Annotated in this window: 23 protein-coding genes; 14 read left to right on the plus strand and 9 right to left on the minus strand. The window is 42.3% G+C overall.

The genetic code is table 11. The features are described from left to right. Nucleotides 1-74: 74 nt before the first annotated feature. Together EQO05_RS00575 and EQO05_RS00580 are read right to left on the minus strand one after the other, a co-directional pair. Nucleotides 75-2,927 (minus strand): HEAT repeat domain-containing protein, encoded by a 2,853-nt coding sequence (locus EQO05_RS00575; RefSeq protein WP_128502760.1) that lies wholly within the window; start codon nt 2,925-2,927, stop codon nt 75-77. Between the two features lie 507 nt (nt 2,928-3,434). After that, a complete protein-coding gene (locus EQO05_RS00580) occupies nt 3,435-3,809 on the minus strand; it encodes a GNAT family N-acetyltransferase (protein ID WP_128502763.1) in 375 nt (124 codons plus the stop codon). Between the two features lie 402 nt (nt 3,810-4,211). Between EQO05_RS00580 and EQO05_RS00585 the strand changes: the two genes are divergently transcribed. Continuing rightward, nucleotides 4,212-5,624, plus strand: a complete 1,413-nt coding sequence (locus EQO05_RS00585) for a hypothetical protein (protein ID WP_128502765.1) — start codon at nt 4,212-4,214, stop codon at nt 5,622-5,624. 233 nt (nt 5,625-5,857) lie between these two features. Continuing rightward, entirely contained in the window at nt 5,858-6,196 is a 339-nt protein-coding gene (locus tag EQO05_RS15870; RefSeq protein WP_240664245.1) for a hypothetical protein, read from the plus strand. Nucleotides 6,197-6,362: 166 nt separating this feature from the next. On the opposite strand, the gene EQO05_RS00595 is transcribed toward EQO05_RS15870, so the two are convergent. Further along, nucleotides 6,363-6,542: a CsbD family protein gene (locus tag EQO05_RS00595; protein ID WP_128502768.1), complete on the minus strand. Its 180-nt coding sequence runs from the start codon at nt 6,540-6,542 to the stop codon at nt 6,363-6,365. Between the two features lie 645 nt (nt 6,543-7,187). On the opposite strand from EQO05_RS00595, the gene EQO05_RS00605 reads away from it, so the two are divergent. Together EQO05_RS00605 and EQO05_RS00610 are read left to right on the plus strand one after the other, a co-directional pair. Continuing rightward, entirely contained in the window at nt 7,188-7,382 is a 195-nt protein-coding gene (locus EQO05_RS00605; RefSeq protein ID WP_128502769.1) for a YwbE family protein, read from the plus strand. Between the two features lie 124 nt (nt 7,383-7,506). Beyond that, nucleotides 7,507-8,316 (plus strand): DUF6544 family protein, encoded by an 810-nt coding sequence (locus EQO05_RS00610; RefSeq protein WP_128502772.1) that lies wholly within the window; start codon nt 7,507-7,509, stop codon nt 8,314-8,316. Nucleotides 8,317-8,356: 40 nt separating this feature from the next. Here EQO05_RS00610 and EQO05_RS00615 read toward each other — a convergent pair whose 3' ends face one another. Both EQO05_RS00615 and EQO05_RS00620 read right to left on the minus strand, forming a co-directional pair. After that, a complete protein-coding gene (locus EQO05_RS00615) occupies nt 8,357-8,905 on the minus strand; it encodes a tetrahydromethanopterin S-methyltransferase subunit A (RefSeq protein ID WP_128502774.1) in 549 nt (182 codons plus the stop codon). 830 nt (nt 8,906-9,735) lie between these two features. Beyond that, a complete protein-coding gene (locus EQO05_RS00620) occupies nt 9,736-11,073 on the minus strand; it encodes an MFS transporter (RefSeq protein ID WP_128502777.1) in 1,338 nt (445 codons plus the stop codon). Nucleotides 11,074-11,730: 657 nt separating this feature from the next. On the opposite strand from EQO05_RS00620, the gene EQO05_RS15300 reads away from it, so the two are divergent. Next, complete coding sequence (locus EQO05_RS15300; protein ID WP_164888425.1) at nt 11,731-11,874, plus strand: hypothetical protein; 144 nt, start codon at nt 11,731-11,733, stop codon at nt 11,872-11,874. Nucleotides 11,875-12,109: 235 nt separating this feature from the next. Here the strand turns inward: EQO05_RS15300 and EQO05_RS00625 are convergent, their stop codons facing one another. After that, complete coding sequence (locus EQO05_RS00625) at nt 12,110-12,436, minus strand: multidrug efflux SMR transporter (RefSeq protein WP_128502778.1); 327 nt, start codon at nt 12,434-12,436, stop codon at nt 12,110-12,112. Nucleotides 12,437-12,898: 462 nt separating this feature from the next. Here EQO05_RS00625 and EQO05_RS00630 point away from each other — a divergent pair, with 462 nt between their 5' ends. The 6 genes from EQO05_RS00630 (at nt 12,899) to eif1A (EQO05_RS00655) (ending at nt 16,796) form a co-directional block, all read left to right on the plus strand. Then, nucleotides 12,899-13,120 carry a CxxC-x17-CxxC domain-containing protein gene (locus tag EQO05_RS00630; RefSeq protein WP_128502780.1) on the plus strand — a complete coding sequence of 74 codons (222 nt, stop codon included), beginning with the start codon at nt 12,899-12,901 and terminating at the stop codon, nt 13,118-13,120. A 309-nt stretch (nt 13,121-13,429) separates the two neighbouring features. Further along, the gene (locus EQO05_RS00635) at nt 13,430-13,636 is read left to right on the plus strand and encodes a CxxC-x17-CxxC domain-containing protein (protein WP_128502782.1); all 207 of its coding nucleotides are present in this window, start codon (nt 13,430-13,432) and stop codon (nt 13,634-13,636) included. A gap of 497 nt (nt 13,637-14,133) precedes the next feature. After that, the gene (gene eif1A, locus EQO05_RS00640) at nt 14,134-14,457 is read left to right on the plus strand and encodes a translation initiation factor eIF-1A (RefSeq protein ID WP_128502784.1); all 324 of its coding nucleotides are present in this window, start codon (nt 14,134-14,136) and stop codon (nt 14,455-14,457) included. Nucleotides 14,458-15,241: 784 nt separating this feature from the next. After that, on the plus strand, nt 15,242-15,445 hold the full coding sequence (locus EQO05_RS00645; protein ID WP_128502785.1) for a CxxC-x17-CxxC domain-containing protein: 204 nt from the start codon (nt 15,242-15,244) through the stop codon (nt 15,443-15,445). 488 nt (nt 15,446-15,933) lie between these two features. Beyond that, nucleotides 15,934-16,140 carry a CxxC-x17-CxxC domain-containing protein gene (locus tag EQO05_RS00650; protein WP_128502787.1) on the plus strand — a complete coding sequence of 69 codons (207 nt, stop codon included), beginning with the start codon at nt 15,934-15,936 and terminating at the stop codon, nt 16,138-16,140. Nucleotides 16,141-16,466: 326 nt separating this feature from the next. Beyond that, nucleotides 16,467-16,796: a translation initiation factor eIF-1A gene (gene eif1A, locus EQO05_RS00655; RefSeq protein ID WP_128503130.1), complete on the plus strand. Its 330-nt coding sequence runs from the start codon at nt 16,467-16,469 to the stop codon at nt 16,794-16,796. A gap of 515 nt (nt 16,797-17,311) precedes the next feature. Here eif1A (EQO05_RS00655) and EQO05_RS00660 read toward each other — a convergent pair. Next, nucleotides 17,312-18,703 carry an aspartate ammonia-lyase gene (locus EQO05_RS00660; protein WP_370273514.1) on the minus strand — a complete coding sequence of 464 codons (1,392 nt, stop codon included), beginning with the start codon at nt 18,701-18,703 and terminating at the stop codon, nt 17,312-17,314. A gap of 91 nt (nt 18,704-18,794) precedes the next feature. Between EQO05_RS00660 and EQO05_RS15305 the strand changes: the two genes are divergently transcribed. Further along, nucleotides 18,795-18,938, plus strand: coding sequence for a hypothetical protein (locus EQO05_RS15305; RefSeq protein WP_164888426.1), 144 nt, complete (start codon nt 18,795-18,797; stop codon nt 18,936-18,938). Between the two features lie 2 nt (nt 18,939-18,940). Continuing rightward, nucleotides 18,941-19,117, plus strand: coding sequence for a hypothetical protein (locus EQO05_RS15310; RefSeq protein ID WP_164888427.1), 177 nt, complete (start codon nt 18,941-18,943; stop codon nt 19,115-19,117). A 257-nt stretch (nt 19,118-19,374) separates the two neighbouring features. Here EQO05_RS15310 and EQO05_RS00665 read toward each other — a convergent pair whose 3' ends face one another. Both EQO05_RS00665 and EQO05_RS00670 read right to left on the minus strand, forming a co-directional pair. Beyond that, entirely contained in the window at nt 19,375-21,009 is a 1,635-nt protein-coding gene (locus EQO05_RS00665; RefSeq protein ID WP_128502790.1) for an acetolactate synthase large subunit, read from the minus strand. A gap of 231 nt (nt 21,010-21,240) precedes the next feature. Then, entirely contained in the window at nt 21,241-22,605 is a 1,365-nt protein-coding gene (locus tag EQO05_RS00670) for an NAD-dependent succinate-semialdehyde dehydrogenase (RefSeq protein ID WP_128502792.1), read from the minus strand. 290 nt (nt 22,606-22,895) lie between these two features. On the opposite strand from EQO05_RS00670, the gene EQO05_RS00675 reads away from it, so the two are divergent. After that, nucleotides 22,896-23,339, plus strand: coding sequence for a hypothetical protein (locus EQO05_RS00675; protein WP_128502794.1), 444 nt, complete (start codon nt 22,896-22,898; stop codon nt 23,337-23,339). The last annotated feature ends 649 nt before the right edge of the window (nt 23,340-23,988 follow it).

Genomic DNA, 23,988 nt, shown 5'->3' on the forward strand with positions numbered 1-23,988 from the left:
AAAAAAAGGATGTCAGGATAGGATATAAATTAACGGGAAACAGTTCGCAAGCGTTTTAAACCTCTCACTCTGGGTCAGAAACCCTTTTTCTTACGGTCTTTTATTAAAGATAACTTTTTTTTCTCAACCCTTTCAAGAAGGTCTTTTCCAAGGTTCGAGTACTCTTTTTTCGCAGGTTTTTCTTTTTTCATAGTTTTTCTGGTAAAGATAATTTCTTCCTCTTTATTCTCAAAAAGGGCCGAATAAGTGTTGAAAATATCAACAGAGGCTTGAAGTAGCTTCTTTTGCCCGGACAGATCGCCCTGTCTGAGTTTTCCTGCATGCATGAGAAGTTCTGCAAACTGTTCGAAAATATAAAATAATTCTTCTTCTCCGCCTTCATCGCCTTCTTCCCTGACCTCTTCAGCCATTTTTGAAAGGTACTGCTCACTCTCAAGTCTTGCTATGCCAGGCCTGTTACTGAAAAGAATGAATAACAGAGCCTGATAGAAATGATAATAAAATTCAGGAATATGGAAGCCAACCGATGCTTCGGATGCCTCTTTAAAATAATTGACAGCCTCTTTTAACCCGAAAATATAAGTGGCTTCGTCTTCCGCCCTCAGCGACCTCCAGAGAGAAGCCCTTCCAAGGGAGCGGAGAGCGTACTTCCGAACATAAAAATAAGGACTTTCAGTAAGCGCCTTCAAATCTCTCCAGGCCTGGGTTTTATCCGGCACATGGAAAAAAGCAGATCCAAGCACCTGCGTTGCTATCCTCTGTACAAAACTATCGCTATGGTCTGAGAGCCTTACCAGGTCCATCCAGACCTTTCCTTTATCGGGAACTTCTGTAAAGCCCGAAGATAAGGCAAGAACAGCCCTTTTCCTGACCTCCCGGTCTTCAACGGATACGAGCCTTATAAGTTCATTCCAGGCTGCCTGCTTATTATCAGAATAAGCAAACGCAGCAGCCAGAAGTTCTGCCGCTCTCTTACGGATCTGGGCATCCTGGCTTTCAGTGAGTTTGACAAGGTTATAGAAAACTGCAGACTTCTCCTCGACCGCTGGAAAAACATCCGAAAGCAGATCTGCAGCATCTCTTCTGGTGCCTGTATCCTCATCTCCTGTCAAATTAAGGAGTTCGTTCCAGATATCCTGCGTTCTACCGTTGTATCGGGAATAAGCCGCAAGCAAAGCCCCGATTCCGCTTTTCCGTCTCTGGGGATCCGAATCCGAACCCAGGTAAATTAGCCTGCTTACAATTTCTTCTCTGTCAGGAAGGGCAGAGCCCGACCTGGCAAACAGGTCCGTGGTATCTTTCTTCTGTATATATATCCTGCTATTTGTCTCAGGCCCGGAAAGCTCAGAGGCGGGCTTTTTTCCTTCTTTTTCTTCAACCTGCCGGTTACCGGTTTCTTCTTTTTCCTCAGAAAAGACAGAGCTCAGGGAATCAATTACATTCTTTCGAGGAAAAGTATTCTCTTCCGGCAGAGGCTCAGAAACTCCCCAGGGCTTATCTCCTTTCTCGGGTTTAACCCGTTCTCTGGACTTATCTTTTTTTCTAAAGATATCGCCCCCTTCCGAGTTTCGCTTTTCTTCAGATTTCCGATCTTCTTCAGGTATTCGGCCTCCTTCGAATTCGTAATTTTCTATGGATTCACATTTCTCCCACTGTTTGTCTTTCTCCCGGGAATTACATTTCTCCGTCGCTTCCCGCCCCTTTTCACTTCCCTCACGCTCATTATATAATTCGGGATAGGCAAAGGCAAGTCTGGCTACAGCCTTTCGGAGTACAGGACTATCCTTTGCTTCAGCCAGGAGTACAAGTTCGGAATATGTCTCTCTCCTGTCGGAAGTATATGGAAAAACCCTCATGAGAACGTTAGCTGCACTGGTCTGCACATTCTCGTCCTCATTTCCAGCGTATCCGGTAAGTTCACGCCACAGGATATCTTTATTATCCAGAACCGGAAATAAGGACACAAGAGCATCAGCAGCTGCATTCCTGACATATTCGTCCCCGGCCCCTGTCAGGCTCAGGAAATCAGCCCAGACCTTTTTCTTGTCGGGCATATCAGGAAATATAAAAACAAGGGCATCTATAGCCTTTTTTCGGATATACCCGTTTTCATCACCCGTAAGCCTGAGGATGTCTTCCCAGGCTTTTTTATTATCCGGAATGTGAGAAAAAACCGACGGTAGAGCCAGAAGGGCCTCCTTCTGGACCTCAGAGTTTCCCGATACTGCAAGTTCCAGAAGGGTCTCAAGGGTCTCATCCTTCATCTCGTCCGGCATCAGCGCGTAAACGGTTCCAAGAGTGCGCGCAGCTTGCTCCCTTACCGTCTCGTCCCTGGACTCGGTAGCCTGTTCCAGTAACTCGTTCCAGGCTTTTTCTTTTTCCTCTTCCGCCAGTTCCGGAAAAACAAGGTTTAAAAGTGAAGCCGACTTCTCTCGCACATAAGAATACTCCGAAGCTCCCATTGCAAGCAGGTCTATCCAAACCTGCTGTTTATCAGGGATTTCTTTTATTAAATAGTAAAGCGAGCTGACAATTTTACTGTTTACGTCTTCCATACTTGACCTTGAACTTATCAACCCGGCAATGTCCCTCCACGCCTTAATCTTGTCCGGCATGAGGGGAAAAACGCTGACCAGGGCATTGGCTGCAGCCGTCATTACCGATTCTGCCGGATAAGCTGTCAGATTAACGAATTTCTCCCACACAAGTTCCCTGTCCGGAACATTAGGAAAAACCGTTACAAGGGAATTGATAGCTTCTTCCCGGACTTCATTATCTCTGTCAGAACAAAGTCTTAACAGATCCTCAAAAGCCTGCTTCCTGTCAGGAAAAACCTCAAAAAGCTCTCCAAGCTGCCTTGCAGCCTTTATTCTCTCATCCGAAACCTTACTGAAAGTTTTACCATGTATCTCTGGCTGCTTACTCAAGAACTCCCACCAACTTCTGCTCTAATACTGTCCTATCTACAGGTTCTTATCTACAATCCCAATCTGGCAGGTTTCCTCATATAACTATTGATTCTGGATTTTAGCTGGCAGTAAAGAAGAATTAAATGTCAGATTGAATGGATAACCGGACAAGCCAGTTTCTGAATCAGGATTTCCTGAGGCTAGCGGCAGGATATAATCTCCTTTTCTGTGGACCGGCACATTCACGACCTCAAAACGAGAAGCATTTTCGGGAAGCGTTTTTTATAGTCCTGAAGGTTTTTGGAATAAACTGTCAAAAAGGAAGATTCTTCTGTTTTTCAGTCCAGGATCGAAAATCGATAAAAAAGAAGTAAGAAGCGGAACATGATAGCATCGGATCTCTAGACTCCTCTTTAGATTTCTCCTGTTGATGAATATTGTAGAGATTTTTGGAGTCTGACCGGATTTTCTCATAAAATATATCGTTTGGCTCTTACCGGAACTCTTTAGCCTTAAACATTTTGTTCAGTCCGTGCCAGAATTTTCTAGCTGCCATTCCCAGAATTTGCCATCTTCAGTGTGCTCCAGTTCAGCAACGAAGTGGAAACCAAGCTTCTTCAATACGGCAGTTGATGCATTCTCTCCGGGAAGGATCTGTGCGGCAATTATCAGTCCAGGCACGGCATCGAAGGCTATCCGTAAAAGCGCCTGAACCATGCGTGTAGCCACGCCCTGCTTTTCAAACTCAGGAAAGGTAAAATATGCAATTTCCACCCGATTGCTTTCCGGGGTTGATTTAAATGCACATGTACCTGCGCACTTCTCTTCTTCAAGCGCAAGGTACCCGATCCAGGGCAGGAAATAGCCTGCTGCCTCATATAGCCCGGCTGTTGAGCTCATTATCTCTTTTCCAGGTTTGTAAGATTGTTAATCGGGACCGCAGCTGTGCCGTTTTCGTCTATCTCAATAAGTTTCATTATACTAACCTCTGTTTGCCCGATTTATAAAAACAGATCCCATTTTAGAGAAATATTATTTCAATCTTTTTTTATTCAATTTTCCTTTTATTCAATTTTCCTTTTATTCAATTTCCCTTTATATCTCCGGCAGAACATATTATATCTAAGTGTGAGGAGAATCATGGGCTTATATAACTGTTTAATTATATACTTTGATGCAGATATCACACTCGTCTATCAAGGTATTATAAGGCTAAACGATAAAGGATAAAGATAAATTATAAAAAATGAAATTAAACTATAGAGAGAAGATTAATATTCTATTAAATAAGAGGATGGAACCATGCGGCAACAGGGTATAGTTTTCAGGCTGGCACAAACAGTAACAGATTTTATTGAACCTGTACTACCTTATCTGATCATTGGATCTAAAAAAGCGGCTGAAGAAGCTGGCAAAAAAGTAGGACCCGATGTCTGGGAAATTAAGAGAGAACTGTGGAGAAAACTATATTCGAAAGAAAGGCCTGAGTTAAAAGAAGCCGCAGGAAATATGGTTATTGCACCATACGATTCTGAAGTAAGACAAATTCTGGTTCAGGAAATTTCTAAATGTTTTGAAAAAGATCCTGATTTATCCAAAGAAGTCTCATTTTTTATGGAAGGCAAGGAAGTACAGAGGATAATGGCCGAAGAGGTACAGAAGTCAGTGGCTGAAGAAGGTTCAATTAAGTATACAAAGCAAGCCTTAATAGATAAAGCAAAGGTGTATGCAGAGTTTAATAGAATGTTTGAAGAGTTCATTGAAAGAAAGAGTACTGGTCAAGGCCCGGAAAATTTTGAAATGTCAGGTACTGAAGAGACCGTATCCGACCAGACAATTGCATTCGAGAATGCTGTCAAAAACCAGCGGCAACCTTACATGCACATCCAGCTAAACCAGGGAATCACAATAGAAGGTAGTCCCAGTTCAATAAGAATGGCAAAAATTGCAGATTTTAAACAAATCGAGTCCAGGATCCAGGATGAATCTCAAAGGTTAAAGAATCTCCTTTCACAGTTTGCTCAGCTGGAGGGACCGGAAAAAGAAGAATTTATGGAAAAAGCCCTTGAGTTTGCCTCGAATGTTCAATATGGTGACCTGAGATCAAAAATTCTTACCCTCATGCTTCCTATTCTGGATGGGCCAAGAAAAATAGAACTTATAGAAAAAGCTCTTTACTCTGCCTCTAATATTCAGGATGGGAACGAAAGAGCTCTTGTTTTTTCCTCACTGGCTCCGCATTTAAGAGGACCTGGAAAAGTAAGACTTATTGAAGATATCCTTGCCTTTGCAATCTTTATTCGTTATGGGGATGCAAAATTCCAGCTGCTTTCTTCACTTGTCCCTCATCTCTACGGATTAAAAAATGAGAAACTTATTGAAAAAGCCCTTGAACTGGTGACAGTGATCCACTCCGACTATCAAAAGATACAGGCTCTTTCTTTTCTTATTACATACCTGAACGAGGAGAGACAGCAGGAAGTTATAGAACAGGCTCTTGAGATGGCTTTCAATCTTAAGGACAAAGATATGAGACCCGAAGCCCTCTCGTATGTTCTTCCGTATCTGGATGAATCACGAAAAAAGGAAATTCTCGAAAAAGCTCTTGATATGGCATCCGGGATTAAGTCCGAATACCAGAAAGCTGAAGCCCTAGCCTCACTTGCTCCATACCTTGATGAGCTGGAAAAAGAAGTGCAGGAAAACCCCATCTGAATCCGGATTCAAAAGCCTGTAGATATTTAAGATTCCTTGATTTTCTGAAAACCGGACTAAATAAATGCTTAAATGAAATTCGATACTTAAAAGGGGTTAAATATATAATACACCATTTATTATTAAGCATATTATATTTAATTCAATATTTCAATTCATTTGCATCAGTCTATTCATTTGATTGTATCCGGATACCGACTGAAAAAAAGCCGAAATCGGAAAGGGGGTAAGGGATGAGAATGAAATTGATAATTTCCCTGCTGGTACTGTGCCTGATTCTTCCTGCCGGGCTGGCTCAGGCGCAGTTTGGAGGAAGCGGGTGTGACCCCATAAAATTTATTAACGTCACGCCCGAGAGGTTTGAATGCATGAAGGATAGGCTTCAGGCTGAAGGCATTACAGTCCCACCAGGAAACGAGGGAGAGCTTTCAGGACAGGGATTTACAGCAGACTTCGAATGGGATGGGCAGTCAAATCTGACAATTATGATCACGGACAAGCCTTTCTTCGTAAGCTGTGAAAACATAGACCAGGCACTGATTAATTTTGTAAAAGAATGCGATGGTACATGAAGGAAAGCCCCGGTGAAGTTTCCGGGCTGGTAAATAATTACTGGAAATCAATAAAAGAGCTATAGCTTTCTTCTCCCCTGTTCCATTGTCAGTTCCTGGTCATAATTAAGAAATATTCTGCCTGGGATAAGAGGCAGCCGGAAGCGGGCGCATACCGCGCCGCTCTTTACTTTCCAAACACTTTCTTGATTTGACCTTTCTTTTCCTTTGCCTCGCCTTCGAGCTTTTCAACGCTGCCTTCGGCTTCCACATCTGGTTTATCGCTTACCTTCCCGACAGTTTCCTTGATCTCCCCCTTTGCTTTGCGAAGTTTGCCTTCTACCTCGTCCTCAGTGCTTGATTTCATGGTATTCCCCCTTTTCTAAAATTTACTTTTTAGTTCTGAAGAATATCACAGACATGTCACTTTTTCAAAAGATGTATACGTTTTCAAAAGGTGCAAGCCGAACAGAAGAAGTCAGAAAAATTGTCGGCGTTGATGGCTGTGATACCCCCAATTGATACTATTATATTAATGTGCTAATAATCCTAAAACCTTTTCCAGATAGTATTTATTTAACCCTTCCAGATAAGTTTTGAACTGTGTCTTAGGGCGTTAAATTATCTTAATTTCGATTTTGGGTACCAACGTTCTCACCGGCTGTAGAGCAGCCGGCATGCCCGAAAAAAGAAGATAAAAAAGTAAGTTTTAAAGTGATGTCAAGCTTTCTTTTTTCTGATATTTCTCTTCACTTATCTCCGCAAGCAAAACCTCCGCCGTCTCATAATCCCTGCCTTCCCTTCTTGCAATCTCAGCCTCGGTCTCAACAAGTTGACCGGAAAATGCCTTTGCAAGAATGGACTGCCTTAATTTCTTTGTTCTTTCTCTTGCCGCTGCAACTTTGCTTCAAGGAAAAGCCGGCATGCAGTAGTGTGTTTATAATTTATCAGATTCAAAGTCTACTTTTTTTCAAACGTACACCTTTATATAATCCTAAATTTACCTCCCACCATGAGCAATGGTACTGTCAGAGCAAACATTAAAGAAGGGATGAAGGTAGGCATCGTCTTAAAAGAAGATCAGAGAACCGGAAAAATTACCCTGGGCGTTGTAAAAAGGATTTTAACCAACTCTTCGACCCATCCGCACGGAATAAAAGTCCAGTTAACAAATGGGCAGGTTGGAAGAGTCAAAGAAATCTATTAAATGTTGCAGGATCAGTTATTCGTTGAGAATTGACTTTTAATGACTCAACTCCAGATTCCAGCCGCATCTTTAATTATCCAGGTCACCAGTTCATTCAATGGAAAGGCGCAAACAGGAGTAAAGCATGCTGAAAGCTATTGCTTCAAATATAATTTTAATTGCCACTACGAAGCTCGGGAGGGAGATCCAGAAAGTATTTACGCAGCCTCAGGAACAGAAGCCGGTGATTGTCACGGAAGATATGCTGCAAAACCTGCCGGATCCGGTAAAGAGGTATCTTGCGTATACCGGAGTGGTTGGCAAGCCGATGGTCCAGAAAGTACGGCTCAAACAGGCTGGAAGAATCCGGAAGGATGCAACAAAGCCGTGGATGAATTTCAGGGCTAGCGAATACTTTTCCGTAAGCCCGCCGGGTTTTATCTGGATTGCGTATATGAAATTTTTCGGCTTGCCGCTTATACGGGTGCGAGATTACTATATGGAGGGCAGGGGCAATATTCTGGTGAAAGCGCTTTCATTATTTACAGTTGCGGACTCCGGTGGGGAGAAAATGGACCAGGGCGCAATGATGCGTTACCTTAATGAGATGATGTGGTTTCCGTCGGCTCTTCTTGGAGAGAATATTTCTTTCGAGCCCATAGATACAGGTTCGGCGAAAGTAACCTTGAGAGATTCGGGCAAAAGCGTAACTGCGACCATGTACTTTGACGACGAAGGAAAATTGACAAATTTCATGGCTCCGCGTTACAGGGATATAGGCAACAACATGTTTGAACTGGAAAACTGGTCAACTCCGATTAGGGAATACGGTGAATTTGAGGGATTGAAGCTTCCCATAAAAGGGGCAGGTGTCTGGAATTTAAGAGAAGATGATCTGGAATATATTGATGTAAAAGTAACGGATTTAGAGTATAATCCGGAAGGTCCGTATTGAGGAAAATAGAAGTAAGCCAGAAATAGGGCGGCACGTTCAATTATACTTTTTTTAACTTTGACATTACGTTCTGCTTCACCAGTTTTTCATACTTTTTCCAGGCGTTTTCATCAACTTCAGGCATTGAAACGATGTGAGCCTCGCTTCTTGCAGGGGCGGTGCAGGAGTCTATTGCCTTCTGGATGGCAGCTAAATCGGTGTTTCCGACCATATCTATTACCTTTATTTCCCTGAGGAAGCGGGAGATTGCAGTCATAGGGATTTCATTCAGATAGGGCAGGGAGGCATGTGAACCGACAATCTTTCGTGAGCCTGCCATTGTGGAAACCCCGCCTTCCGCGAGTGCTATAAGGGATTGACCTGACAGGTGGGCGCTATCCTCTCCGCAGACGATCAGGCAGCTTATGTTCGGGTTTGCAAGCACATTGACAATTACTTTTTCAACCCCGAAGTTTTCGGAAAAGCAGGTTCCGCAAATTGCGTAGTTTTTCAATTCCCAGTTCCTGTAATCAGAGGCAAGCGTTACCACGGCTACGCTTGAATTTACATTCCCTATTACATAATCCCCGGAAGTTACAGGCCATTCCATGATACTTGCTCCTGCTATAGCTCATTATTTAAAATCGATAGATTAATACTATTTTTTTGTCTTTGACATTTTCTGGAACTCATTTTATTAGCTCCTGTTGAAAAAAGTTTCTTTTTTGTATTATTTCTTTTTTGTATTATTTCTTTATTTTTTATTTCTTTTTAGTAGACGAGATGGAGAAGGCTGCTTCCTTTTTTTGTGAAATAGATTTTTAGTTGACTAATTTTTCACTGGCGTTGATATGATGCCATTACCCATTAAATCCAGGCTTCTGGCATTAGGAGCGGTAAATGAAGTGGAGAAACTGCAAAAATATTGGTTCATTCAGTGTCCTGTTCCATGCTGCAATCTAGAATGGATCTGATGTCTCCTATCAGGAAATATCCAGCTCCCTACATCTCCTTTACGGAGCATCCTCAACGGGATTCAATAAGGGTTCAATTAAGGGAAAGGTCCCGATCCCCTGGGTCGTGAGGTTGTCCGAGATTAGGCTGCCGCTAACAGTCCCGTCATATATGATCTCCATACTCAGCGGCGTGATTACCAATGTCCTGAATGAGAACCGGTTACCTTCAACCGTGCCCTCGACTATCCTCGACTATTCTCCGGTGTTCGCTGCCCCATTCGTGATGTCAGTTTCGGGCCGCCGAAGTGCTGGCGATCGCTGGGAGCTGGCAGTACTGAGATAGGCGGTCATCCATACTTCTATCACTCTGGCTTCAGTACGATGTAAGGCTCTTCCATGCTTTTCAGCTTTTCACGGTCAAATATTATAGATTATTGAATTGTCCACTGGTCTTATAAATTAAATTGCTACCTAAAGCTTCAGCTCAAAGATTTTTTATCTCAGCCTCTGCAAGTCTCCGTTTTTCGATTTTTAAAAGCCTGAAAGAGAGAAAAACGACCGTATATATGATTGCGGCTGCTATCAGGAAAGAGATTGCTCCCACCTGTGTGTAAAGCAAGCCTCCTGCGAGCAAGCCTATTATGCTTGCAAGGCTGCTCGCGCTTATGGCAAATCCCTGCACCGAGCCCTGATATCTGCTGCCTGCAAATTTCGAGAGAATAGAGAGGACACAGGGCCACATAACTCCGTTTCCAAGCGCAAAAAAGACGGCTGCCACATATATTAGAAGGAGATTTCCGGGCACGATCAGGATGAACTGCAGGCCGAGAATGAAGCCTCCTGCAACAATAAGGATGGACTCCCTGTATGACTTAGCAAGTTTTGCCAGCACAGGACCCTGTACAAATGCCATAAGTGCACTGATTACGGAAAAATAAATGCCCAGTTCGGCAGGGTTCCAGTTTAGGGCAGCGACCGAAAAGATAGGAAATGCCGTATAATAAATATTGAAACCAAGGAAAATGAGAAAATACAACATCAACATAAAAGGAATGTATTCAAGCTTGAAAACTTCGCTGAAAGTTATCTTTTCTCCTGCTACGTTGTAGCATTCTTTATGTTCCTGTCCAAGCACCTTTCTGAGATTTTCTGGTTGGGAATAACTTTCGGTTACGCAGGGCTTCGTATCCGGGAGAAGGAAAAGCACGATGAGCGTTCCTACAACTGAGATAAACAGGGCTACGGAAACAGGAAGAAGTTCACCATAAATGGTCGTTCCGAGGATGCCTGCAAGGGCAGGGCCAACTACATATCCAAGATTTGAAGCAACCGACATCCTGCCGTAATTCTTGTTCCTATCTTCTTCAGATGTTAGGTCGGCAAGATAGGCGTTTGCTACGGATACATTTCCTCCGGTGGCACCGTCAAGAGCCCTTGCAAAGAACAATGCAAACAGAGGCAGGGTAACTGTAAAGGCACCAAGAAGACCGGATTCTACCTTTATCAAAGGGATTACAGGCAGGAACAGGGCAGCAAGAAAGATTACCCAGGCAAGAAGGGTTCCTAGCTGGCTCAGTAACAGGATCTTTTTTCTGCCGTAGAGGTCAGACCACCGCCCAAGGATAGGGGCTCCGATGAATTGAAAAGCCGGATAAGTAGAAGCTAGCAGGCCGTAGATCAAAGCATTTCCCCCGTAGTCTGTCACAAGGAAGACAAGAAAAGTGAGAATAACCCCGAATCCAAGAGTTCCTATAAAGGTGATAGTATAAAGAGGAATTAGTGCCTTTCCGTCCGTGGATGAAGGTTCCGAATCCCGAATCATCCGTAAATGATATGCATATTCTATGCCTTATATTATATCTCCATTAAATTCTCCCGGTCCAGCTCAATCGCAGACAGCTTACTCGGGGCTTTTATGTAGTTTTGAGGTCGAGTATTGACCCTGGAGGTTATTGAAAAAGATTTATCGGTCCATTTGCTTTTCCAGAGCCTTTAGGAGATATGGCTGATATTAAGGGGATAGGTAAGAATTGAAAACCTTCTCTTGCACCCTCAATATCTTTTTTTAATAATATGCACGTTTAAAGAAATTATTTTTGAATTCCTGGTTATCTTCATCTTTTATAAAGGGAAATAAAGTATCATCAAGTTTTAAAAGCCTCGACCCAGAAAAATGTATGGATTATTGCAAAAAGTATACTTATATTTTAATTTTACAATATGAGATTTAATCCCAGCTTGCCTCCCTGAGAAATAAGTCGAAAATCGGGAAGCGATAAAAGGGAACTTAAGGATCTTTAGAATTGAAGGAATGGAGATCTTGAAAAATAGAAGGGAAATTAAAAAACGGGTGGATGCTTCGAGACTTTGAGAAAAATGGACTTCAGGGAAGTTCGAACAAAAACTGCGGCACCTGCTGCTTTTATATTGTCGTCGCGCACTCTGATTCCTTCCGGAGTAACTGCAGCAGGAGTCGCTAATGAATCCCGTACAGGCAACCTGTCCTGCAACTCTGATATGTTTCAGGAAGGGCAGTTGGATGACAGCAGAAATTGCGGCTGTCGTATTTCCTGTAGGGACTCAACCTGCAGGTAGACCTGTAAGGATCGGCTGCGGAAAGTAAAACCCGAAATACAGCGGTAGCAAGGCGGTGCCTGATACCGTGTGAGTGAGGGTTAGATTCCTTACACGAAGAATCTTTCAGGCAGTTCCTGAGGGCGGATTTCAGGGGCTTCCTGAAATATCTTTCTTATTTTTAGCTTTTATTCCAGGAGAAGAGTATCTACCGAAAAAAATTGTATCCCTGCTGGCATATTTCGGATTAGACACCAGCTGTTTAAGGTTTATTCAGGTTTGCTTCAGGTTATTCTGTCACTGAGATTAAGCCCTATTACTCCTGCCACGACAATGGTAAGAGAAATTATTTTCACGAAATTGGCAGGTTCCCTGAACCAGAAAATCCCGACAACAGTAATCAGAGCTGTCCCCAACCCTGCCCAGATCGCGTATGCAATGCTGATATCCATACCTTTAAGGGCCAGGGTAAAAAAGAAAAAACTGAAAGCATAAAAAACAAAAATCAAAATTGAAGGAAAGAATTTTGAAAAACCCTGAGAAAGCTTCATACATGTAGTTCCGCAGACTTCAAACAAAATTGCCAGTAAAAGCAGATAATAAGAGTTCATTAATCACTATTTTTCGTTTCTTTATTTTAATAGTTTCTTTATTTTTATATTTTCCTCAGCATTTGCCTCTCATTCAGCTCCTTTGTTTCTCAATCTGAATTCACCGTTTCCTGACAAGTATTAATCGGCACAATTTCTAGCCCCGATTTTACGGTCTATGTCTTTCCTGAATCTCCTGAAAGGCAGTTACCATATCTGGCTGGTACAGCTGCATTTTTCAATTGAAACTGCAATTGATGGTCCAGAAAGTTTTATTTCGTTTGCAGATTTTTATCGTTGTAACCCGGATTTTTTACAGGTAAATTTATATATGATAAGAACCACGGACATATTGGCAGTAAAAATAAAGAGTCATATAATCTGTTATTAAAAACTTCATTTTTGTTTTTAATAAAAGAATGTATAGATCTTATTTTTATAGCAATCTAAACTGTATCCGCTATAAGCGGAGGTGAAACGAGAATGAGTTTTAATGACAGAGGGAGCTCTTTCAGGGGAAGAGACAGCAACCGGGGAAACAGAGACGGAAACCGTGGAGGTTTCAGAGGCGGCAACAGCGGCCCCAGGGAAATGCACAACGCAACCTGTTCAGACTGTGGTGTAGAGACCCAGGTCCCATTCAAGCCAGCTGAAGGAAGACCGGTTTATTGTAGAGACTGCCTACCAAACCACAGGAAGTTCTAAGTCCAGAAATTTCAGAATTTTTCGATTATAATCATACCGGAAACCTCCCTGAAAAGGGGTTTCCAAACTCCTTTTATTCTTACATATAACCAGTCACGAAAGAGCCTTTTTTTCTGAGGAAGCCGCTTATATTTCTCCCGCCACGGTGGGGAAATCTTATATAGCATGAGAAGGGATATACTTTCAGTAAAAATAATGAGACATATAATCTGTTATTAAAAACTCCATTTTTGTTTTTAATTAATAAGTTATATCCGATCATGTTTTTATCCGGTACATGTATCCTTTATAAGCGGAGGTGAAACGAAAATGGGTTTTAATGACAGAGGAAATTCCTACCGTGGCGGCAACCGAAACAACAACCGCGGAGGCTTCAGAGGCGGCAATAGCGGCCCCAGGGAAATGACTAAAGTTACCTGTTCGGACTGCGGTGTTGAGACCGAGGTTCCATTCAAGCCGACCGAAGGAAGACCTGTTTACTGCAGAGACTGCCTGCCTAACCACAGGAAATTCTAAACTAAGAATTCTTAAAGTGAAGTGTTGATCTAAAAGTTATTTATATCAACACCTGCTCCACTTTTTATTCTATGTACTCTTACTTATGGCAGGTGAGGGGCAGAGAGCCCTATTTTTAAATATTTATTTAAATATTTAATTTCATTCAGTAAGTGGGGGATAAATAGAATTCACTGCATTTTTATAACTCATTTAAATAATATAAAAATGCTCAAAAAGGTTTTAAAGCAACTCTCAGTCTACGGTATGAAGAGTAAATGAAGGTCTTTAAAAATCTTTAAATTGTAAATCTCCTGAGATCTCAGGTTTCTCAGTGATTAAAGGTTTCTTGGAGGTCTTTTAATTCCTATCCCTTTATTAACCTTCACATCAGAGTACCTGAAGCCTCGATAGGCGCAGAAAGTCTGAAGACGAAGGTAGAATAAGAATATATTGTAATAATATAATTTAAATTAATAACACTAAGAGGAATAAACCTGGCGAACTATAGAAGCAATATAAGGAAAAGAAAAGCAGGAACCGGAAGTTCCGCGCCCTCCACTCAGGAAGTAACACGGGTGCGTACTCCGCGCAAGGAAAACCACGAGGTCCTGGCAACCGTATCAAGCCTCCTGGGTTCAAAAAGAGTTACATTACAGTGTATGGACGGGGTCGTCCGGATGGGCAGGATTCCAGGGTCCAAAAATAAGAAAATGTGGATTCGCGAGGGAGATGTAGTAATTGTCGCTCCCTGGGATATTCAGGATTCCAAAGCCGATGTGATCTGGAAATATACAAGGCCCCAGATTGAATGGCTTGAGAGGAAAGGGTACCTGAAATAAGTACCCGAAATAACAAAGAAAACTTAATAAACTGTATTATCCTGATTATACTCCGGTTTTAACCAGCATACGGTTGAACCTTTCTCCCTTTTCCTAACTCCCTTTTGAAGCAATATTGCTACCACTTCAGCTTACTTAAGCTCGCTAACTAACCTTTAACCTTCCGGCTCATATCTAATCTTTTTAACTCATTTTCAAACGATTAAACTTATATTTACTTCTCTAACCTTCTAATACCCAAGACTACTCTTAGTCTCTTCAGCTGATATGAGCCTCGCTAATTACTGTTTGACCTTTTAATTTGCCTCAAAGGCATATTTGATTTCAACTGACAATACAAGTTCTGTCAGTAATCATTGCCTGGAAGTAATTCCAGAAATCTTGTGGTCCAAGAAAGAAAATTGAGAGCAAAAGTTAATTTTTAATCAAGATTTTTTCAAAAAAGCTTGCAGTTAAACCATAGTAACTCAGAAAGCAATTAATTTTTGGTCAAGCTTTTTCCTAAAAAGGTTGTGGTCAAGCTTTTTCCTAAAAAGGTTGTGGTCAAGCTTTTTCCTAAAAAGGTTGCAGTTAAACCGGAATAGCTCAGTGGCAGGAAGGATTTTTGCATCATCGTTATTTTTATGAGTAAAACTTATATAATTTGACTGTATACTAAGAACATTAAAAATAAAGAGATGTATAATCTGTTATTAAAAACTAGTTTCTGTTTTTAATCAAAGAGCAATATACAGTCTTATTTTTAAACTATTGACTATCCGCTGTAAGCGGAGGTGAAAAGAAAATGGCTTTTAATGACAGAGGAAATTCCTTCAGGGGAAGAGACAGCAACCGCGGTGGCTTCGGAGGTCCCAAGGAAATGCACAACGCAACCTGTTCGGACTGTGGCGCTGAAACTCAGGTACCTTTCAGGCCTGACCCTGACAGACCAGTCTACTGCAGAGAATGTCTTCCTAACCACAGGAAACCCAGAGAAAACAGGTATTAATAGTGCCAGGTTTGCTCAATAAAATTATAATTGACAGATTATGTCCGTTTCGTTCAGCTTGAGCATGCCAAACGGACCCCCTTCTTTTATGGTATTCTTATCGGACAGTACTCTTATTTAACAGAATTTTATTAAACAGTACTCTGTTGAATGATTATAGCTTTCTCTTCTTATTGATTAGGACGTCTCTTCTTATTGAGCAGGAAATTGAGCTTTTTGTAACATTCTAAACCAGGAAGACAAAGCCTTATATTTATAGAAACTTGTTACTGAAAAAGATTTTTAATTGATTTGATTTTTACTACTCTTTTGGGCACTGGTTCATAGAAAGAGTTATATAATTAAATAACTATGTCGATGTAGTTGAAAATAAAGAGACGTATAATCTGTTATTAAAAACTCCATTTTTGTTTTTAATCAATAATTTTTATACAATCTTATTTTTACCCTATAATTAATTATCCGTTATAAACGGAGGTGAAACAAAAATGGGTTTTAATGACAGAGGAAATTCTTACCGTGGCGGCAACAGAGATGGCAATCGCGGAGGTTTCAGAGGCGGCAACAGCGGCCCCAGAGAAATGACTAAAGTTACCTGTTCGGACTGCGGTGTTGAGACTGAAGTTCCGTTCAAGCCAACCGAAGGAAGGCCGGTTTACTGCAGAGATTGCCTGCCTAACCACAGGAAATTCTAAAAATAATCTATATTGAGTGTTAATTTAAAGACATGGCCAACTTTAAGGTTCATTTTTTATTGATACTCAATTCATTTTATTATTTATTTCTATTCTCTTTGTTTTTTGCCTTTTATTCAGGGGATTCCTGGGGAATTAAGAAAATAATGGTTAAATCAATGTATTAAAAATACAAAAGGTCTCAAAATAGCAAAGATCTTTAAAGACATCCTGGAAGAAAGAAAAAAAGCGAGTTGAGAGAAAACAGGAAAAAACCATTTGAGATCGGAACTATCAAAGTAAGAAACAAGTATTGGAGGAATAATTTGGCTAATTACAGAAGCACCATAAGAAAGAGAAAAGTAGGATCAAATAAACCTGTAGGCGCAGGAGACACCCCGGAAATAACAAGGGTACGCACTCCTCGTAAGGACAGAAATGAAGTCCTGGCAACCGTATCAAGTTTACTTGGTTCAAAAAGAGTTACGTTACAGTGTATGGACGGGGTCGTCCGAATGGGCAGGATTCCGGGTTCCAAGAACAAGAAAATGTGGATCCGCGAAGGCGATATAGTCATAGCAAACCCCTGGGAAATTCAGGATTCCAAAGCCGACGTTACCTGGAAATATACAAGGCCCCAGATCGAATGGCTTGAAAGAAAAGGTTACCTTAACTGAGGATGCCTTAAATCCCTTATTCAAATTATACAGATTACCTTAACCTGCACTTAAATTAACCTGGGGTTAACCCGTGGTTTTGAGAAATCAATTTATCAGGCATTGAAACACAATCTTAAAAGAGATTGAAATTTAGAAAATAAAAGCCTGAAACTCAAATTAAAAAGCACCGGCACGGTATGACTGAAATATCTATTTGAAGATCCATAGTCAGCCCTAATTAACGTGGCAGAAACCTCTGGTGTCAATTTTCCTGACCGTACTTCCTGAGTTTATTTTGTTAATTTAAAAGCTTTTAATATCATTTAACACTTTTAATCACATTTTACCCTTTGATCTCATTTTACTATTTTAATCCCATTTTACTATTTTAATCCCATTTTACTATTTTAATCCCATTTTACTATTTTAATCCCATTTTACCCTTTGATCTCATTTTACACTTTAATCACATTTTACACTTTAATCACATTTTACATTTTAATCACATTTCGCACTTTCCTGAGTCGGGAGAATTATAACAGATTTTCAATTTTGAACAGTTCATCAGCTTCTTCCTTGCTTAAAAGTCCTCTCATTACCAGGACTTCCTTTACGGGAATTCTCTTATCCAGTACTTCTTTTGCGATCTCAGCGGCCTTAAGGTACCCGAGCCTTGGGACAAGGAAGGTTACAAGGATAGGATTCAGCTCAAGGTAGGCTCTGCAACTATCTTCGTGCGCTCTAATCCCTTCCACGCAGCGATTCTGGAAAATCGGCAGATAGTTTGTGAGCAATGAAACGGACATAAGAATATTGGAAGTTATAACAGGGGTCATAACATTTAGCTCAAGCTGCCCTGCCTGGGCTGCAAGCGCCACTGTGGTGTCGTTGCCTATGATCTGGAACCCTATCATGTCCAGGCATTCGGCCATTACAGGGTTATATTTTCCCGGCATCATGGACGAGCCAGGCTGCACAGCCGGAAGTTCGATTTCGGAAATTCCAGAGGTCGGGCCGGCGTTAAGGAGTCTCAGGTCATTGGCTATCCTAATAAGTTCAAGCGCGAGTTCCCGAAGAGCTCCCGAAAAGGCTGCAAACTGGGACCGGCTCTGCAAGATCTCGAAACTATTGCTTGCCTTTCGAAGAGGCAATTCACAGAGTCCGGAAAGTTTCGAAATTACAAGCTCTCTGTACCCCGGAGCGGTATTCGCCCCTGTCCCGGTTGCAGTCCCTCCTAAAGGAAGCTCAAGGAGATTGTTTCTTCGCTCTTCTATCCTGCGCGATGCCCTTACCAGCGCGGCAGCATAAGCCCCGAATTCATCGCCAAGGGTTACAGGCAGGGCATCCATGAGGTGTGTCCTGCCTGATTTTGGGATCCCCGAAAACTCCAGGGCTTTTGCCCGAAAAGCTTCCGAGAGAGAGGCAAGCACATCGAGAAGCCTGTCAGCCGCGAAAATCACAGCTATGCAGGAAGCGGTCGGAAAGGTATCATTTGTTGACTGCGCTTTATTTACGTGATCATTAGGGCTCAGGAAGCCGTAATCTCCCCGGTCTCGGCCCAGGATTTCAAGAGCGCGGTTCGCAAGTACCTCGTTAACGTTCATGTTAAAAGAAGTGCCTGCCCCTGCCTGGAAAACATCCACAGGAAACTGGTCCGAGTACCGCCCAGCAAGCCCGGAAAGTACTTCATCAGCTGCCGATACAATGGCATTTCCTCTCTCCCGGTCAAGTGCCCCGAGTTTCAAATTGGTAAGCGCTGCTGCCTTTTTCACCAGAATATACGCTTTGATAAACTCCGGTCTCGCCCTGTGCCCGCTCACAGGGAAATTACAGAGAGCCCGCTGGGTCTGGACACCATAATAAGCACCAACGGGCACCTCCATTTCCCCAAGGGAATCCCTTTCGACCCGACTATTCAGAGTAATAGGTCCACCTCAGAAAATCTCATTTGAAAGGTTTCAGAATTTTTGCTCAGGTTTAATTCCAGACTTTTTAATCTGCCTCCTGGCTTTCCCAATGCCTTCAACAGGTGGAACGCCTTTCGGACAGAACAGTTTTGCGGTTGGCATGAAACTCACAGCCCTGCCAGCCGGATTTGCTGTGGCAAGCCTGAGCTCGACTTATTATCGGCCTCACGGGGCTGGCATGGAACCTGTATAGTTTTGCAAGTGCTGCTGGACCCAGGAAATTCTTTTCTTTTCCCGAGACAGGGCAGGCACATCTGCCCGAAGCGCCAGGGATGCACCGTCCCCGGTGTTGATCAGGGGGTTTGTGGAGCGGTCAAAGAGCCGTCAAGACCTCCAGTTGCAGGAAGCATGGAATGGCAGGTAAAACCGTGAAGGCTTCCATCAGTGATATTCAGAGCAATACAGCTGCAAATCTTTCTTCATTCTCTGAACGTTTTTCAAACAGGGCTTTTCCAGACTTTGCCAGAGCGGTTACAAAAAATTCTTCCTAAAACGTCAAATGAGTGAACAGGATATCCTGCCTCATTTCCTTCTCATAATTATTTTCTTCATGGCTTGATTTCAATAGTGGAGAGCCTGAATGGATTTAACCTGCAAACCCGGTTTTCCGGACAGAATTTATATATTCGTCAAAACTTACACGCAAGTTTTCCCAGTTCTACCGAAAAAGTCTCATAGTTTACGGAATAATCAACCGGGCATTCAATAACTGCCACCCTTTTCAGGTCAAAAGCCATCTCAAGAACTTCTGCAAGATCATCATCTTCCCTGACCCTGAAACCCGCAGCTCCGAAGCTTTCGGCAAAGCGAGAAAAATCAGGATTTCCATAGTCCAGTCCGAAATCCTCAAAACGCATTTTTTTCTGTTTCCATTTAATGAAACCGAAACCATTGTCATTGAGGATAAGAATAACAACAGGGATATCATAGCGGACTGCAGTTTCGAGTTCCTGGCAGTTCATCATAAAACCTCCATCCCCGCAGATTGCAAGCACACGACGTTCAGGGTGAAGAAGTTTCGCGACAATCCCCGAAGGAAGACCTGCTCCCATAGTGGCAAGCGCATTGTCGAGGAGTACGGTATTGGGTGCATACGCCTTATAAAGGCGAGCAAACCAGAGTTTGTAAATCCCGTTATCCAGCGTGATTATATCTTCCCTTCCGAGAACCTTCCTGACGTTCTGGACTACCGCATGCGGGAGAGGAGGGTAACTCTTTCTGGCTACAGTATTTATTTTCTCTTCAATGAAACGCCTGGTGTTTTCAAAATTCGGAAATTCCCGTTTTCCCGGAATACATGCCGCAAGCCCCCTGATCGAAGAAGCGATATCTCCTATTATTTCTACTGTGGGGTTAAAATACCTGTCAGGTACGGACTCAACGAAATCGATATTTATAATCTGCTTATCCAGTGCCATATTCCAGAGATAGGGAGGATACTCCACTACATCGTACCCAATAGTAATAATAATATCAGCCCCGTCAATTCCACAGTTAACATAGTCCCTGGCATGAATTCCTGTAGCAAAGAGGCTGTAAGCACAGTCATCCGGAACAACGCCTTTTCCCATCTGGGTATGCACAAGATAGATGCCTGTCTTCCTGACAAAGTCCTCAAGCTCTCTGGTTATAGCTTTTCGGTTTGCGCCTGAAGAAACTATGATCAGGGGATTCTTAGCCTCACAGATCATGGACGCAGCTTTTTCCACAGCCCCGGAATCAGGGTACGGAATTTTAATTTCACTTCGTTTCTGCACCATAGCCTCAGTCTCCTCCTCAGCCACGTCTTCAGGAAGCTCAATATGTACAGCTCCCGGCCTTTCGGCTTCCGCGTGTTTGAAGGCATTGCGGATCACTGTGGGGATCATACCTGGATCGGTAACGGATACAGCGTGTTTGCAGAGAGGTTCCATCATCCTGATAACATTTACAAGCTGGAAGCGTGCCTGCCAGTTATCAGCCAGAGCTTTCTGTCCGGATATGGAAATAAGAGGAGCTCCTATAAGCTGTGCCTGGGCAATGCCTGTAACGAGATTGGTGGCCCCGGGCCCAAGCGTTGAAAAGCATACCCCAGGCTTTCCTGTCAGCCTTCCATATGTTGCAGCCATAAATGCTGCAGCCTGTTCGTGCCTTGTTATGATAAGTTTGATTCCGGAAGTCCTCAGGGACTCAAGCAGGTCAAGGTTTTCTTCACCTGGCAGTCCGAAGATATATTCAACACCTTCCTCTTTAAGCTGGGCAACGAAAAGATCCGAAGCTTTCATAAAAAAACCCCAATATAGATATCTGGCATCTCCGAATTGAACTTAGCTTAACTCAGATTTGCTTATCTACCTTGATTAAGTTGTTTGTTGAGCTTAAATTAAGTTTGCCTTTCAGCCGTGAGCAGACTTCAAGGCTTAGAAGGTAGACTTCCAGACATAAATAAATTCTCTTAAAGAGCTCTGGATCAGCTTTTCTCAATATAGGTTTCAATCTATCTCAATCCATGAACCTCACCTGTTGACCACAACTGTCTTTATATTTACAAATTCTTTGAGCCCATAGTGGGAAAGTTCTCGCCCCACTCCGGATTTCTTTACCCCGCCAAAAGGAAGCCTCGGGTCGGATTTGACCATTCCGTTGATAGCCACAAAACCGGATTTTATTCTTTTTGCCAGTCTTTCGGCTCTTTCAAGATCTCTGGACCATATCTCGGCTCCGAGCCCGTACTCTGTGGAATTTGCAATTTCAACGGCTTCATCTTCATCCTTTGCTGTTATCACAGGGGCAATGGGGCCGAAAACCTCTACATTGCAGACCTTCATGTCAGTACTGGCTGCAGGGACAAGGGTCGGCCTGAAAAAGAAACCCTTATTATGCTCTTCTCCGTAGACGTGGGGCTCGGCACCTTTCTTTTTTGCGTCTTTCAAAACTCTTTCAAGACTATCGATAAATTCTTTCTTTGCAATCGGTCCGATATCAGTTTCCTCATCCATGGGGTCCCCGATCTTCAGTTCCTGCATTTCAAGCTCAAATGCCTCGATAAAATCCACAACAACGTCTTCTGTGACAATAAAGCGTTTGGCAGCAATACAGCTCTGCCCTGTATTGAGAAATCGGGACTTAACAGCTACCTGCGCAGCTCTCTCAATATCAGCGTCATCAAGCACTATGAAGGGATCCGAGCCTCCGAGTTCCAGCACTAAAGGCTTGATCAGCCCCCCGGCAAGTTCCCCTATCTCCGAGCCTGCGCCTACACTGCCGGTAAACGAAACTCCATCTACCATTTCTTCTTCAATAATTTCCATGGCAGTTTTAGAGTCGATTAACAGTGTGCTGAAAACGTTTTCAGGAAATCCGGCCTCAAGAAAGACTTTTTCTATTTCCAGCGCCGATCTCGGGACATTTGAGGCGTGCTTGATCACGCACACATTTCCTGCGCACATTGCAGGTACTGCAAACCTGAAGACCTGCCAGAAAGGGAAATTCCAGGGCATAATCCCGAAAATCACCCCAAGAGGCTCAAAGGTTACGTAGCTTTTCTCAGCCTCTGTATCCACAATTTCGTCTTTCAGGAATTCTGCCGCGTTTTTCGCATAATAGTCACAGAGCCAGGCACATTTCTCAATCTCGCCTCTTGACTGCCTGATGGGTTTTCCCATCTCTTTCGTAATAATTTCGGCATAAACCTCGATATTTTGCCTAAGGACCTCCCCGGCCCTTGAAAAATATCTTGTCCTTTCCTCAGCAGATAATGAACTCCATCCGGAAAAAGTAGCCCTGGATTTTTCAATCTTGGTCTCACACTCCCCGAAAGAAAACGAGTCATATGTCCAGTTTACCTCTTCAGTGTAAGGATTAACGGATTTGATCTTCATGACTTCCCCCCGAAAAGTCATTTAAAAGTCATTAGAATATTGGAATTCCCAGTATTATAACTTAAGGAAATAGAGCAAAAAATAAAGATTTTCAGTTTAAAGATCTCAAAATTAAGTATATTTAGAATGAACCTATTCAGGGACTACGGTAAGAAGAAATCTCCGGAATTATACAGGATTTTCGTGATTTAAGAAGAATTTATGTTCAGAATCTAGCAGTAATCGTTATAAAACCTTGATTTCAATTATAGAGCATCTACTAAAAACACACGAATTAAGTGGGGGAAATTATGAGAAAAGTACTTGTCATGTTGATAGTATTATTGGGCGTATTCCTTGCAATAGGGTGCGCCGGTGAGGAGGGTGAGGCTCCGGAAGCAGTAACTCCAGTTGAAGAAGTAGAGGATGTAACTCCAGTTGAAGAAGTAGAGGATGTAACTCCAGTTGAAGAAGTAGAGGATGTAACTCCAGTTGTAGCTGAGACTCCAGTTGAAGCTGTAACTCCAGTTGAGGAAGGAGATCAAGGTGAAGGGATAGTACCAGGACAGGAAGAAAGATCCCCGGTTGGAGGAGAAGAAGGAGTAGTCCCTGGTGAAGAAGAAGAAGAAATAATTGATGAAACTCCAGAAGGAGGTACACAGGAGGAGGAGCAGATAGTTCAGGAGGAAGAGACAGCCGCGGGAGATCAGGATGAAGGTGGAGTGATTAGAGTAACTCCAAGCCTGGGCGAGTAAATTTATCTGGACGATTGTAAATAGAGTAATCCAGTCTTGTTAGAAAGTTAGGGACAACTATAAATTCTAGATAACGCTGACCTGTAAAAATGGTGGCTTAAACTCAGACTTTTCACTATACCTGACAACTTATATGTTATAGTGATAGTCCCGGAGTTTAGTTCAAAATGCAGATAAAGGATAGATAGAAGAATATAAGCAAGTTACCGGGAAAGAAATAAATCAGCAGATGCAATAATCTTTTCCGGTAAAATGCATCATGTTCAAAGTCGACACTACAGAACAAAATAATAGTCTAATAGTCAAATTTTCAGGTTCAGTTATCCTGGAGCTGATTTTACCAGAAAGACATACTAGTTTTTTAGTAAAATCCAAGTTTCTTAAAGCTTCCAGACTGTGAATATATTATCTTTGTTTTCATATTCTTATCTTTTCTCAAAAATTGTAGTATCTCAAATCCTGATAAAAATATCCTTCTTTACTTCATTCTTGATAGCCTCTTTTTAACTGGAAAATAACGGGAGTTTTAAAAACAAAAAGATAGACTGGTTTAGCATATTCCCTCTAAGAAACCTGAAAATCTGATTTCGAGTTAATTAGAGTTTTAAAAAGAATTATGTTCAGAATCTAGCAGTAATAATTATAAAAC

It is taken from the genome of Methanosarcina sp. MSH10X1 (assembly GCF_004099695.1).
GTDB lineage: Archaea > Halobacteriota > Methanosarcinia > Methanosarcinales > Methanosarcinaceae > Methanosarcina.

Coding starts and splice junctions, on each gene's coding strand:
- EQO05_RS00665 (WP_128502790.1), bottom strand. CDS start 21,009: ATGAAAGCTTCGGATCTTTTCGTTGCCCAGCTTAAAGAGGAAGGTGTT.
- EQO05_RS00580 (WP_128502763.1), bottom strand. CDS start 3,809: ATGAGCTCAACAGCCGGGCTATATGAGGCAGCAGGCTATTTCCTGCCC.
- EQO05_RS00595 (WP_128502768.1), bottom strand. CDS start 6,542: ATGAAATCAAGCACTGAGGACGAGGTAGAAGGCAAACTTCGCAAAGCA.
- EQO05_RS15305 (WP_164888426.1), top strand. CDS start 18,795: ATGCCTTCAACAGGTGGAACGCCTTTCGGACAGAACAGTTTTGCGGTT.
- EQO05_RS00675 (WP_128502794.1), top strand. CDS start 22,896: ATGAGAAAAGTACTTGTCATGTTGATAGTATTATTGGGCGTATTCCTT.
- EQO05_RS00620 (WP_128502777.1), bottom strand. CDS start 11,073: ATGATTCGGGATTCGGAACCTTCATCCACGGACGGAAAGGCACTAATT.
- EQO05_RS00645 (WP_128502785.1), top strand. CDS start 15,242: ATGGCTTTTAATGACAGAGGAAATTCCTTCAGGGGAAGAGACAGCAAC.
- EQO05_RS00650 (WP_128502787.1), top strand. CDS start 15,934: ATGGGTTTTAATGACAGAGGAAATTCTTACCGTGGCGGCAACAGAGAT.
- EQO05_RS00615 (WP_128502774.1), bottom strand. CDS start 8,905: ATGGAATGGCCTGTAACTTCCGGGGATTATGTAATAGGGAATGTAAAT.
- EQO05_RS00585 (WP_128502765.1), top strand. CDS start 4,212: ATGCGGCAACAGGGTATAGTTTTCAGGCTGGCACAAACAGTAACAGAT.
- EQO05_RS15870 (WP_240664245.1), top strand. CDS start 5,858: ATGAGAATGAAATTGATAATTTCCCTGCTGGTACTGTGCCTGATTCTT.
- EQO05_RS00630 (WP_128502780.1), top strand. CDS start 12,899: ATGAGTTTTAATGACAGAGGGAGCTCTTTCAGGGGAAGAGACAGCAAC.
- EQO05_RS00670 (WP_128502792.1), bottom strand. CDS start 22,605: ATGAAGATCAAATCCGTTAATCCTTACACTGAAGAGGTAAACTGGACA.
- EQO05_RS15300 (WP_164888425.1), top strand. CDS start 11,731: ATGAATCCCGTACAGGCAACCTGTCCTGCAACTCTGATATGTTTCAGG.
- EQO05_RS00605 (WP_128502769.1), top strand. CDS start 7,188: ATGAGCAATGGTACTGTCAGAGCAAACATTAAAGAAGGGATGAAGGTA.
- EQO05_RS00635 (WP_128502782.1), top strand. CDS start 13,430: ATGGGTTTTAATGACAGAGGAAATTCCTACCGTGGCGGCAACCGAAAC.
- EQO05_RS00625 (WP_128502778.1), bottom strand. CDS start 12,436: ATGAACTCTTATTATCTGCTTTTACTGGCAATTTTGTTTGAAGTCTGC.
- EQO05_RS00610 (WP_128502772.1), top strand. CDS start 7,507: ATGCTGAAAGCTATTGCTTCAAATATAATTTTAATTGCCACTACGAAG.